Source organism: Lysinibacillus mangiferihumi (assembly GCF_003049665.1).
In the GTDB taxonomy this organism is placed as follows: Bacteria; Bacillota; Bacilli; order Bacillales_A; family Planococcaceae; genus Lysinibacillus; species Lysinibacillus mangiferihumi.
On record NZ_PYWM01000025.1, the window covers coordinates 1 to 12,849 of the forward strand.

The 12,849-nt window shown below is 32.5% G+C and carries 16 protein-coding genes; 9 read left to right on the forward strand and 7 right to left on the reverse strand.

The window, feature by feature from the left end; translation table 11 throughout:
• The 6 genes from C9J37_RS20065 to C9J37_RS20090 form a co-directional block, all read right to left on the reverse strand.
• On the reverse strand, positions 1-381 hold a 381-nt coding region (locus tag C9J37_RS20065), incomplete at its 3' end, for a hypothetical protein (RefSeq protein WP_107896800.1).
• A 167-nt stretch (positions 382-548) separates the two neighbouring features.
• The gene (locus C9J37_RS20070; RefSeq protein ID WP_107896801.1) at positions 549-1,001 is read right to left on the reverse strand and encodes a hypothetical protein; all 453 of its coding nucleotides are present in this window, start codon (positions 999-1,001) and stop codon (positions 549-551) included.
• A 162-nt stretch (positions 1,002-1,163) separates the two neighbouring features.
• Entirely contained in the window at positions 1,164-1,616 is a 453-nt protein-coding gene (locus C9J37_RS20075) for a hypothetical protein (RefSeq protein WP_107896802.1), read from the reverse strand.
• A 159-nt stretch (positions 1,617-1,775) separates the two neighbouring features.
• The gene (locus C9J37_RS20080; RefSeq protein WP_107896803.1) at positions 1,776-2,228 is read right to left on the reverse strand and encodes a hypothetical protein; all 453 of its coding nucleotides are present in this window, start codon (positions 2,226-2,228) and stop codon (positions 1,776-1,778) included.
• Positions 2,228-3,046, reverse strand: a complete 819-nt coding sequence (locus tag C9J37_RS20085) for an SAR2788 family putative toxin (protein WP_107896804.1) — start codon at positions 3,044-3,046, stop codon at positions 2,228-2,230. Before C9J37_RS20085 ends, C9J37_RS20080 begins: the two co-directional genes overlap by 1 nt.
• Positions 3,047-3,061: 15 nt before the next feature.
• Positions 3,062-3,931 (reverse strand): S8 family serine peptidase, encoded by an 870-nt coding sequence (locus C9J37_RS20090; protein ID WP_107896805.1) that lies wholly within the window; start codon positions 3,929-3,931, stop codon positions 3,062-3,064.
• Positions 3,932-4,353: 422 nt separating this feature from the next.
• Between C9J37_RS20090 and C9J37_RS20095 the strand changes: the two genes are divergently transcribed.
• From C9J37_RS20095 to C9J37_RS28445, 8 genes are all read left to right on the forward strand, one after another.
• Positions 4,354-5,577: an MFS transporter gene (locus tag C9J37_RS20095; RefSeq protein ID WP_107896806.1), complete on the forward strand. Its 1,224-nt coding sequence runs from the start codon at positions 4,354-4,356 to the stop codon at positions 5,575-5,577.
• A gap of 336 nt (positions 5,578-5,913) precedes the next feature.
• Positions 5,914-6,762, forward strand: a complete 849-nt coding sequence (locus C9J37_RS20100) for a helix-turn-helix domain-containing protein (protein WP_167397377.1) — start codon at positions 5,914-5,916, stop codon at positions 6,760-6,762.
• 160 nt (positions 6,763-6,922) lie between these two features.
• On the forward strand, positions 6,923-7,096 hold the full coding sequence (locus C9J37_RS28440) for a helix-hairpin-helix domain-containing protein (RefSeq protein WP_167331265.1): 174 nt from the start codon (positions 6,923-6,925) through the stop codon (positions 7,094-7,096).
• Positions 7,097-7,607: 511 nt separating this feature from the next.
• Positions 7,608-7,790 carry a hypothetical protein gene (locus C9J37_RS20105; protein ID WP_107896808.1) on the forward strand — a complete coding sequence of 61 codons (183 nt, stop codon included), beginning with the start codon at positions 7,608-7,610 and terminating at the stop codon, positions 7,788-7,790.
• A gap of 52 nt (positions 7,791-7,842) precedes the next feature.
• Entirely contained in the window at positions 7,843-9,012 is a 1,170-nt protein-coding gene (locus C9J37_RS20110; RefSeq protein ID WP_107896809.1) for a transglutaminase-like domain-containing protein, read from the forward strand.
• A gap of 78 nt (positions 9,013-9,090) precedes the next feature.
• A complete protein-coding gene (locus tag C9J37_RS20115; protein ID WP_107896810.1) occupies positions 9,091-9,726 on the forward strand; it encodes a response regulator transcription factor in 636 nt (211 codons plus the stop codon).
• 377 nt (positions 9,727-10,103) lie between these two features.
• Positions 10,104-10,901, forward strand: a complete 798-nt coding sequence (locus C9J37_RS20120; protein ID WP_107896811.1) for a hypothetical protein — start codon at positions 10,104-10,106, stop codon at positions 10,899-10,901.
• A 31-nt stretch (positions 10,902-10,932) separates the two neighbouring features.
• Positions 10,933-11,106: a hypothetical protein gene (locus C9J37_RS28445; RefSeq protein ID WP_167397378.1), complete on the forward strand. Its 174-nt coding sequence runs from the start codon at positions 10,933-10,935 to the stop codon at positions 11,104-11,106.
• A gap of 405 nt (positions 11,107-11,511) precedes the next feature.
• Here C9J37_RS28445 and C9J37_RS20125 read toward each other — a convergent pair whose 3' ends face one another.
• Positions 11,512-11,913 carry a DUF4871 domain-containing protein gene (locus C9J37_RS20125; protein ID WP_235617183.1) on the reverse strand — a complete coding sequence of 134 codons (402 nt, stop codon included), beginning with the start codon at positions 11,911-11,913 and terminating at the stop codon, positions 11,512-11,514.
• A 351-nt stretch (positions 11,914-12,264) separates the two neighbouring features.
• Here C9J37_RS20125 and C9J37_RS20130 point away from each other — a divergent pair, with 351 nt between their 5' ends.
• Entirely contained in the window at positions 12,265-12,834 is a 570-nt protein-coding gene (locus tag C9J37_RS20130) for a hypothetical protein (protein WP_107896813.1), read from the forward strand.
• Positions 12,835-12,849 lie beyond the last annotated feature (15 nt).

Here is a 12,849-nt window from a genome sequence, read left to right on the forward strand (position 1 = left end):
TTTATGGCAAGTTTCAATGGCTTTTTCATTACTCACTAATTTATCGGGCACCTCACTAAGGAATAATAAGTGTTCTAAGGTTTCGGGATCTTGTTCATTTGTCAAAGCTACTAGCCTTTCAGCGTGAAAGAGTGCACAGTGATAGGCACCTTCGATAGGTGTTAAAGCATTTACAAATAATGAAAATGCAAGGTTGTGTAACTCCACTGATTCTTCTTTTATTAACAAATAATGTAAAAATGTATAATAAAGAATATTGCTATTATCATAAGCGATAGATATTAGCTGGTCATGAAATTGTTGGAAATCTATTTTGTGATATAAAGCTTCAGCATCTTTAAAGTTGCCTGATAGAATCAGTTGCTCTAGATTTTTTAACATGGAATCATCACCTACATTTTATTGATTTTTAGCTATTTAAACATTTTAAATCGCATCAATAGATAAGAAGGGCACTTAACCATTTTAAATATCACTAGGTTAAAACGAATCCTTATAACTTTTTAACCTAGTGCTTGTATGTCTTTTCTCAAATGTAATGAATAATTTTACTTCACTTTACTTTGCAATTCTTTAAGGGAAGTTTTCGCAGTTTTATTCGAAGGGTCTAACGCTAAAATTTTATAGCAAATGTCAATCGCTTTTTCATTACTCACTAATTGATCGGGCACAGTATTAAGGAATAATAAATGTTCTAAGCTAAGTGTATCTTGTTCATTTGTTAGCTCGACAGCCCTTTGTGCGTGATAGAGGGCACAATGATGGGGGTTGCCGATAGGGGTTAGAGGGATGACAAATAATGAAAAGGCAAGATTGTGTAACTTTGCTGACTCTTCTTTCATTAATAAATAAAGCAAAAAGGTGTAATTAATCATATTGCGGTTATCATAAGCGATAGATATTAGCTGATTATGAAATTGTTGGAAGTCCATCTTGTGATAGAATGCTTCAGCATCTTTAAAGTTGGCTGATAAAATGAGCTGTTCTAAATTTATTAACATGTTTCATTCTCCTTTTGTTGTATTTTCGTAATTAAGAAAGTTTTATAGTTTCTAGGAGCTTTTTGTTTTTAAAAATTTACGCCTATTTATTAATAGGCGTAATAGGGTAGAGAGCTAGATAAGAAAGGCGCTTGTACTTTTTTCACAAGTGCATAAGATCGTTTACTTCATTCTGCGTTGTAACTTTTTAAGTACACTTTTGGCAATTTCATTCGAAGGCTCTAACGCTAAAATTTTGTGGCAAGTTTCTAGGGCTTTTTCATCACTTACGACTTGATCGGGCACCCCGTATATGAATAATAAATTTTCTAAATCCCCTACATCTTGTTCATTTGTCAATTCGATAGCTCTTTGTGCGTGATAGAGAGCACAATGATAGGCACCTTCAATAGGTGTTAAAGCATGTACACATAATGAAAAGGCAAGATTGTGTAACTCTGCGGTTTCTTTCTTCATTATAAGATAATGCAAAAAGGTATAGTAAATCATATTGTGGTTGTCATAAGCACTCATTAAGATTTCATCATCAAATTGCTGGAAATCCATTTTGTGATATAACGCTTCAGCTTCTTTAAAGTTGCTTGATAAAATAAGTTGCTCTAGATTTTTTAACATGGAATCAACACCTACATATTACTGATTTTTTGCTATTTAAATAGCATCAATAGCTAAGAAGTGCACTTGAAACTTTTTAAATACCACTAGGTTAAAATGAAGCCTTATAACGTTTTAACCTAGTGCTTGTATGTCTTTTCACAAATGTAATGAATAATTTTACTTCATTTTACTTTGTAATTCTTTAAGGGAAGTTTTCGCAGTTTTATTCGAAGGGTCTAACGCTAAAATTTTATGGCAAATGTCAATAGCTTTTTCATTACTCACTAATTGATCGGGCACAATATTGAGGAATAATAAATGTTCTAAGCTAAATGTATCTTGTTCATTGGTTAGCTCGACAGCTCTTTGTGCGTGATAGAGAGCACAATGATAGGCACCTTCGATATGTGTTAAAGAATTTACAAATAAAGAAAAGACAAGATTGTGTAACTCCGCTGATTCTTCTTTCATTAATAAATAATGTAGAAAGGTATAATTAATCATATTACCATTTTCATAAGCACTTGATATTAGTTCATCATGAAAATGTTGTAAATCGTTTGTATGATATAACTCTTCAGCGTCTTTAAATTTGAAAGCTAAAATTAAATTTTCTAATTTTTTCGACATTATTTATTCACCCACGCATTACTAATGTGTATTTTTCCATTTTCTCTAACAAAAGTTACTGTAATTTTATTACCATCCAACATTAATGTCTTCTCTCTTGCAAATAACCCATAAGGACCCTCTTTTCCATAACGCATCACGTGAGAAATGACCTTTGCTATGTCATCCCAATTATTCTTAGTTACTTTATGCCAATCATGCTTTGCTGCCATAATGTGATGGCGTTTATTACTACCTAATCTTGCTACAGAAGGTAATACTTTATCAAAACTTTTACTGCGAATGGCATTAGTTACAGCTTTTTTACCATATCTTGTAATCGCATAAGAAATACCATATCTTGCTACGGCGGCTATAATGACAAATGGTAAAGCAGAAGATTGTGCTTCTAAAGTATCGATATCATAAATATCGCCAGTAGATTGATCGACAAAAGTTGCTAAAAAATCCTGTCCTTCATTTGTATGAACGATTACTTCATATTCATGGGAGATTTTTTCTCCATCTTCTTCCACTGTACCATACAATAAAATAGAGTCTGTAATTGTATCATAATATATTATAGTTGATACATGAACATCTGTTGTGTTTATGTCAGTATATACTGTGACCAAATCATTATCTTCTTCGACATGTAAATCTAATTGTTCAGTATCATCTATCCCGAGCTCTTGTAATATTTCATTTTCGACTTCAATCGTATTATATTCGATCGTGTTTGCTTCATCATTTGCGTAAGATTTGAGTGGATCAACACTTGGCACAAGAGAAATTAGCATTGTTATTACAATTAATTTAATTAAGAATTTTTTCATCATTCATTACTCCTTTTCCTAATTAAGTTGTATAAAACCATGTCCGTATTCTTCATCAAATCCAGGTAGTCCTAAATCTTTCACGTAAGGTGCTAGAAAGCTATTTAAATTAGTACTATTAATCTTTTCATTAGTGTTTCCAAGTAAATAAGCAATAGAGCCCGTAACGAAAGCTGCAGCAAAAGATGTTCCATTAAATATGCTGTAGCCACCATTGTTGTCAGTAGATAAGATATTTTTACCTGGTGCGGCGTAATCGATTTTGCCCTTGCCAGAGTAGCTATAGCTTGTGAAATCAGGTTTTAATGCAGAAACTGAAATGACACCTTCGTATTTCGCTGGGTAATCAACCCTTAATCCTAGTGTGTTACCAGAAGCTGCTACAATAATAATTCCTTTGGCTAAAGCTTCCTTTATAATGTTTTGGAATTCCGGATTATTTGTTTCAAATCCAAAGCTGATATTGATAATATCTACATTATTTTTGATACTCCATTCGATACCGTTGATAACTGTTTGAAAGTCACTTTTACCTTGGCTATTCAAAACTTTGACGTTATAAATTTCTACAATGTCCTTTGCGATTCCGGAAAAACCCACTTTATTTTGAGATGAACCGATAATCCCGGCAATGGCTGTCCCATGGTTTAACTCATCAATTGCTTCTTGTTCCGTTTCGATAGCGTTATACGACGCAACGATCATATTTTTTAAATCAGTATGAGGGGAAATACCACTATCCAAAATGGCCACTTTAACCTTTTTGTTAGTTAGTTTTTCACTATTTACAGAAGTTGGTTGAACCGCACGATACCCCCAAATTGCACTGCCTTCATCTCTATCAAACTTTTGAATGGCATAGCCAATAAGGAAAGCTAGTAACAACATAACAAGAACAACTACAATGCGTTTTTTAATATTTCAATCATCCTTTCTTATCTCCAAATAATCTTAAGAACTGACTTCTAGATAGATTTGGATATTGATGACTTAACTAATATCCTCATTTTGATATTTTTATAATAAGTGATGATTGATTAGATATTTCAAAATATTCACAAAAGAATATTTAAAGATAAGTTCCTACTATTTTATAGTGGGAGGAAAGAAGAAGAGATGGAATATTATTTTCTAGTATTCTTTTAGGAATATTTTGATTATATGGGTTAAAAATTTTGTATATTTGTATAAATAAAGAAACTTAACATGATAGATTTCGTACAGGATGATGGGGGAGGGAGGTTAGGCATAATGTAGTAGAAGTTTTTTGAAATATACATGAAGTAGAGAAAATCGAGGAGTGAGTAAGTATGAAATTCATTCCGAAAGTCTATTTTATTAATAAACAATTTACACAAATTTTTTATGCACAATTTCTATCAGGTCTTGCAGATAAAATTATCCTTTTTATTTTACCGCTTTGGATTTTAGAAGTAACAAGATCATCCATCTTCGTATCCATCTTAAGCGCTAGCAGTACAATTGCTATCGTGGTTCTTTCCCCGTTTATGGGGACTTTTGTGGATAGATTATATAAAAAAAATTTAATGCTTGTCGCAAACAGTATACGATGTATGCTATTGATCTTACTTGCCGTTATTACTCTTTTGGGCTATTTTGAATTTTTGTATATTCTCCTTATTTTTATTGTCTATTCATTTGGTAGTACGTTACATTCCCCAGCAGCCAATGTTGCACTTACAATTATTGTCAACGAGGATGAGTTACAGGATGCTGTAGCTATTAGACAAACATCGAATCAGTTGGAAGGCATTTTAGCGCCAGTGTTAGGTGGGCTGTTATTTAGTGTGTTTAGTCCTGGAAACTTCTTTCTTATTAATGGGTTGTGCTTCGTTCTTTCTCTTCTTATATTGTTGACTTCAAACATAACAGAACAGCATAAAGCTAAAGCGAAACAATCTTTTCTTGTAGACTTAAAGGAAGGAATGTCTATTCTTTTTCAAGAAAGGATATTAAAAACCTTTCTGTTTAGTGCTGCTATTATCAATATTTTAGGTGCAGCAATTATGTTAACACTTCGCGTGATCGTTATTAATATGGAAGTAAGCTCATTATGGTGGAGCCTTATTTTTGTTGGCTCACCTGTTGGGGTAATCATTGGGGCTTTTATGTCAATGAAATTGAAAGTACAATCCAACATATTTATTTACGGGTTTATATGTTGTGCGGTTATGGGGTTTTTTAATATATTGATGAGTCTAGCTAATACACCACTCGTGCTAACGATTTTTTACTTTTTATCGGGTATAGCGTTTGGTATGGGCAATACTTATTTTGGCACAATGTATAGAAGAAAAATTCCCGTTGAAAAGCAAGGAAGATTTTTTGGATTTTTGAGTGCTGCCTTATTAATATCCATTCCTGTCGGACAAGTCTTGACAGGTGTGTTGTTAGATGCTTTAAATCCAAACCATATTATGGGGATCTTAGGCTTGCTAACTGTCGTTACTGCATTAGTCTCATTAAAAGTATTAAGTGGGGAACAAAAGAAAAATATCGAATATTCGAATTGATTGAGTGAAAATATACGCTTTGCAAGCCCCTTTCTTTAAAGAGGTTTGCAAAGTTTTTATTAATGGACAACAAAAAAACGCTAATTGTACAATAAAGGTAGATTTGGTACGTTACTCGATTTTGAAATAGGGGAGAGTGGTTTTAAGAATAGTTTGATTTTATTCAAATTAGCTTCCTCTCCCAGTACCGATTAACCAAAGTGTTGAAGTTGTTATTTCCATATTTACCTCATCGATCAATGTGATTACCCCCTTGTTAACTACATCATTGCATACATTTCAATCATTTTAGAAAAATATTCATAAAAGAATATTTTGTAAGGAGTGAATGGTAACGTGAAAGGTTATGGTGAGATTATAAAACAAATAAGGATTAGCAAAGGGTATACGCAAAAACATGTGGCAGCTCATTTTTTAACACAGGGTGCGTATTCAAAGTTTGAGAATAATAATACGGACATCAACTTTTCAACGATGCATGGGATAATAAATCAACTAGGTATTACATTTGAGGAATTTTTTTATATTCAAAATGGCTATCAATATAGTAAACGTGATGATATAATCATACAATTTTTTCGTATACCCTATAACAATGAAATAGTACTTAGTAGACTGAAAGAAAAATGTAGACTTTATTTAAAAGAAGCTAAGGAAGATCAACAGATTATTCATATTTCTACTATTTTAGATGGATTAATCATTCTAGCTAAAGCAGGTGATTTAGAGCAAGCGAGGACTATTGTTGAACCAGTTTGGCAAGACTTATCTAAATATAACCAACTTTTTGTAGCGGATTTATATATGTTGAATGCCATTCTATTTTTATTCCCTTTACCAACAGTTCTTCAAATCAAACAATTTGCTTTACGGCATATTGCTTTATATAAAAACTTTCGTCATGTTTCACGTTTAAAAATTAATATTTCGATGAATATTACTTTGCTATTAATACAAGATAAAAAATATTCAAAAGCACAAAAAGAAATTTCAAACGCGATATCTTTATGCAAAAAAGAAAATGATTTCATCTTATTGGGAATTTGTTATGTTAGAAAGGGAATCTGTCTTAATCATCTCGGACAAGCAGGTGGAAAATGGATACGAAAGGGGAAAAATATTTTGATAGCGCTTGAACAATTCATGTTATTACAGTTGGTAGAACAGGAAATAAAGCAATACTAAACTAAGTACATCATTGCATTTCATTAGGACCACTTGCATAATAAGGCTTAAGAAGGACTGTCAATGTTGTAAACTGTGATCTAATCTTGATTAAGATATGGCTATGGTAGTCATACTTAAATACAGCTGACTCATCGGAAAAAGAAAGGGTGGTACTTCTATGACGGAATGGCCCAAAGGCGTCGCTAAGCCAGCTATTCGAGCATTAAATGCTGCTGGCTATACACAATTGCAACAATTAAAAGAGGTCGACTTAGCGACATTAAAAAATCTACATGGAATAGGCCCCAAAGCACTCGCAGCAATAGAAGCGGCATTAAAAGAAAGTAGGTAATGGATTGAATAAACTCACATTATTTTTAATAGCAATGGTCGTCTATTATATCCTTGTTATTTTTATTGTAAGTAAGCTATTTATGTTTCCAATTATAAAAGGAATGATGCTCGTTTTCTTTATTGGGGCAGGCTTTATATACTCAAGAAGGATGCGCAAGAAGTTACAGTAGGTTTAATTCTTATAAAGAGGTTGAGGTAAGTACATAGGTATGTTTTGTATTCACAATTTCAATTCAATCAATAGGCTGGAAACGTAATTTATCCCATGTCTAAATATTGTAAGATGGCATGTGAAAACAAGAAAGCAGTCGATTGAGAAGGTAAAGAACCTTTAATTGACTGTTTTTTTATGCGTTTCGTGTTTTCTAAGTTCACATGTTATGGGTTTGAAAAATTTTGATTTTGTAGGGAAGTTATGTATTGGATTTAAGAAAATATGCGGTAGGAGAACAGTAGTTTTTATTTCAATTGTTCTAGACTTACGATGAATTTAGTTAGAGGTGGATAAAATGAAATATTTAATCGCTTTATATGTAATGATGATGCTTATTGTTTTTGTAAATTTGATCAGTGAATTTATGTTAGGTGGTCGTTATTCAGCCATTGCTAGTTGGATTATTTGTATGTTGTTCTTTTTCGGAACTATCTTTTTTGCAAATGCTAGATACTATTTAAGTAAGAATGGTAAGTAGTAATTCGTTGCTGTTTTTTTAGATACCATACGTAAGGAACAGGAGGGATTTTATGACTAAGACGGTTACAGTAGACTTTCTTTATAAAAATGAATTGTTTAATCAGCTACAATTGTGGATGATTATACCGCCCGCAATTCAATCTGTTTACGAGATGAGTACAATACCCGTTCAAGTGACAGAGATTCCAACAGGTGAGCAATTAGCCTACTATATATTAAACAAAAATGAATACTTACATTTAGATTATGAAGTAGAACTATACAGTACAAAGAATGAAAAGAAAACATTAACAGAAGAAGAAAGGGATTTTTATTTAAGAAATACGATGCTATCACCAATCAATAAAGAAATGACAAAGTTAGCGCAAGAAATTACATTTCAACAGGAAAATGCTAAAGAAAAGGCACGCGCTATTTTTCATTACATAGTAAAAAATTACCGCTATGTCTACCCACCAAGCTGCAGAGGGGTCAAGTCATTTCTCGAACTTAAAGAAGGGGATTGTGGCGAGTTTTCATTTCTCTTTACAGCATTGTGCAGAGCATTGAACATTCCAGCAAGAACGGTAGTAGGAAGCTGGGCATACGGCGAAATGAACGCACATGTATGGAATGAGTTTTTTATAGAAGGGAAAGGATGGATTCCAGTAGATACCAGTATGGCATATATGCAAAAGAAACGACCTTGGTCATTTTTGGGGAGTTCTATTAAAACAATCTATTGGAAAAAGTATTTTGGTAAAACAGAAGGGCAACGTGTTGTTTTTTCGAAAGATGCTGAAATTAAGTTATTACCAGAATATAAGGATGATGAAGAAGCTATTATTGCAGCTCCGATGAATATTAATGGTGAAAATTTTGGTTGGGGACAACAATCACTGAACGGTTGTGCGCCTTATTTACAGCCGATTTACATAAAATTCGAATTAAATGAATCTCACTCCACACTATCGGTAGTACAAGTTATGGGAACTTGGACAATACAAGAACATGGTTTCAAGCAACTTTTAGCAGTTCTTAAAAAGCCGTCCTTGATTATCGCGATTGTAGCAATGCTATTAAATTTTATCGTTCAAAATTTTTACCTAGAGGTAACTTTTAAATTGTCGTTTATTCTATTTTTACTCTGTTTCATATTAAGAATGGAACGCATGATTATTTTTAGTATTATGTTATTATTTATGAGTTTATCTCTTTTCTCAACTTTAGATGGTAGATGATTTTAGTATAAAAAATGTGGTTGATACTGTAAATGTGTCGCAACTTTAAATGAAAACTTTTCGAAGGAAGGGATACGATTGATTTCAGTTTTAGTTGTGGATGATCATCCAATTGTTTTAAAAGGGTTAAAAACGTTGTCACTGGAGATAGAAGATTTAAATATTGAAATCGAGAAGAATCCTCATAAGGTTCTTGATAGAATGCAAGAGGAAGAATTCCATGTATATTTAATTGATGCTTGTATTGCCACTAATAACAATCTAGAACTTACGACAGAAATTAAAGCAAAACAGGAACAAGCAATTATTATTTTATATACGACTGATGGTGTTTGTTCGTATTATCCCTTATTAGTTGAGAAAAAAGTGGAGGGCATTCTTGTAAAAACCGCTCCTTTTGATCAAATCATCTCGACAATTCGTTTAAGCATTCAAGAGAAGATTGTGATTCCAACCGATTTTTTAGATTATATAAATGAGAAAATAAACGATCGATATGCTAATTTAAAGTTAACACATCGAGAACTAAAATTGTTGCAGATGTTAATGAACGGCTACCCAAATAAGAAAATTGCAGCAATATGCAATGTTTCTGTGCGTACGGTAGAACGCCATTTATCACAGCTTTTTAGCCTATTAGGTGTGTCTACACGATTAGAAGCGGTTGAGGTTGCAAAAGAAAAACAATTGCTTAATGAAATGAAAGATAATTGATGATAAAAAGTGTCGAGGGAAATCGGCACTTTTTTTTAGTTTTTTCAATTGCACGTAATCACTTGCCATTAGCAATTACTAGAAGCGAAAAAACTCGAAATTGGAGTATTTAGAAGACTGTTAAGAAAGGAAATTTAATCGTGACCGACAGAAATTATGACGGTACCGACAAAAATATTGTCGGTTGAAATGTCGGTTGGTGAGGAGGTATTATTAAATTAACTCGAGTGGAAGTGTGCTATAGCAGGTAATATTATAAGAAAATTAAAAATCTTGTTTGCCACGGAAATTGATACACAGATAGCAATTGTTGGAATCAATACAAATAGTTATATTTTATTATGTATTAAATTTAAAAAAGTAAAGGGGAAATGTATATGATTAAAAATACTTTAGTTGTTAAAATAGTTGTAGTTTTAAGTTTGGTGTTTTCAATTATTTTCGCTTCTTCTTTGGGATCATATAGAGATATTAAAGCAAGTGCAAAAATGCAAGAAAGACAAGATTTACTGCAAGATTTATTGATTAAATCTGAAGAATTCAATAAAAAATTTGGTGATGCAAGTGAGTTAGTAACAAAAGAATTTGAGGAAAACACAAAAAAACTAATTTTTAATGATGATATTAGCTTAATTACAAATGGTGAATTATCTTTCTCTAATCTAGATGTTAAAACTAGTGACGAAAACAATGTGGTTTATCTCCCAATTGAGTATGAAAATGTAAATAGGGAGCTGAATAAATCTTTCCTTTCAATTATCTTTGATAAGACTGGTAATCTAGAATATTATGTTGAAACTAAAATTGTTGGTAATGATGTTAATTATTCAGCTGAGGTTGAGGTATATAATAACGGGATATTAGCAAAAAAAGAATATTTACAATTTGATAAAGAGGATTTTGATTCTACACTTTTAACTGAGGAGTCAATCTCTCAAAATAAAACTTTATTTATTAAACCCATAAAAGTAAGTGCTGGTTTTTGGAGTGAATTTAACGATTGTTTAGCGAGTAAAGGTATTGCTGCTTGGGCAATAACAGCTTTATCGGTTGCATGTGGATTAGCATGTATAGGTACAGCTGGTGCTGGGTGTATCCCTTGCTTGTTAGGAGCTGGCTTAGCTACTGAAGGAGTAGTAGCTTATTGTGCTTTTAAAGTCAGAGCAAATTCATAAAAAACTTTCCATAAAGAGGTGTTATTCTAATATGATTAAAAATATTTTTTCATTGATTTTAATGATTTGTGGGCTTTTAGTGGGTTTAACTTTACTTGATTTTATTCACCTACCTTTGTTCTTTCCTTATGCAGGAATAATTATTAGTACAACTGTTATATTAATCATTCTCTTCAAAAATAGAAGGAATTTAGCGGATAATTAATAATAGAATTTAAAAAAGCAACTTCTTATTGTCATGCTCCCCATTAGGTAGACAGATTAAAAATATGTTTATCAAATGAGGAGCTTTTTATGTCTAGAATGAAATTTACAACAAAGATAAAATTGGGATCCATTGTCTAGAGAAAGTGTCACATACAGTAAAAAAACACTATTATATATTCCGAGAATTTTAACGGAAGGTATATTAAATGGATGGGTAATGGTATTTAAGAACATACTTGTCAATGCAATAAACGCTGTTAAAGATGCTATTCCAGCTGAACTTATATGAACAAAATATAAGTAGTAAAAACCCATGATGCCTGAAAAGAAGGATTTGAGCAAGTTAGCCAAAAACTAGTATTTTGAATTTGCACTTTAAAACTATAATTTAAAAAATCGCCTCTTATTCATTAATGTCATAAATCAAGATATCAAATAATTTTTCGTTAGTATATAGCAGTATTGCCCATTGTCCTTTCTCTGCTATTTGAACGTGCGATGGGGCGTGGGCATCTGCACCATTATTTGGTCCTCCAAGTTCAATTGTCCAGCCAGCCGTTAGTATCGGATAGATCGCTCCTGTTTCTTTATGATAGCCCACTACCGTTAACGCTGTAGGATTTTCAATGCCCCAAAGATGCCACATCCATTTTTGAACATTCAAGCTTGGCGCGTCTGCACCAATAGCACCTGACTTATTTTTATTTCCAAGAATATTGTTATTGAATGTCATCGCTTTTTTATGCCAATCAATCTTTTCAAAATCACTTGCTTGAACAAAATTAGGAATGCCCTCGGGTAGCACTAACTTTTTATGCGTTTCGTTTGATGTACAAGCTGCTAAAAAAATAAACTTAAAAAGACGAACACAATCGGTAATTTCCTATTCATATTAATGTTAACCCCCTTTTATGAACTAGACGAAAAATAATTACAATAGTTTCTTTTTATACCTGTAAATGTAAAAATTAGTGCGGGTGCTGTAAAAAAATACTACAACCGACAGAAATTTTGTCGGTTGAAATGTCGGTCATAGGCAAGATAAAATTAAGTTAACAGATTATTGAAAGGAGAATTTATATGCCCTAAAAATAAGATATTTTTATTGTCTATTTGCCTACTTTTCTCAATAGTAGGCATTGGAGGTCAAATAGTATTGGGTAAAGAAAGCAATGCTGTAAGCAGTGGTGAGAGTGACCTTGAATTTGCTGTAGCGAAGGTGTTACGTGAAATGCCTGATATCGCACATAAACTGCAAGCAACAACGAAACAACGTGATGTAAACTTAGCTTCAGTAGAAAAATCGTTGGATAACAAAAAAACAGAGTTTCGATTAAAAGTTCATAATGAAATGAGTCATTTGAAACATGACAATGCTTATTTGGAAAAAGTCGCTGTAGAGGAAACAGAAAGGTATATAGATGCGATACGAATTGCGAAAGCGATTTATGGTGTAAGTATTTCCCAAGAGGAAGTGAATCAATATATTGCTACAAATGTTGCGGATATCGTGTTGCCCGAAAAGGAACGCTACGCAAAGGCACTGGGGATATCTCTTTATAAATTAGATTATAGCTTTGATCGAGATTTTTATGTAATGGACACATTATGGGATAAGCTAATGCCTGTTTTAATGGCGCGTTACCCTCAAGAAGATGGGGAAGATAGTAATTTATATCTGGACAGAATAAAAGACGAATTTTATAGCCATTCATTAACAAGATAACAACTATATGATAAC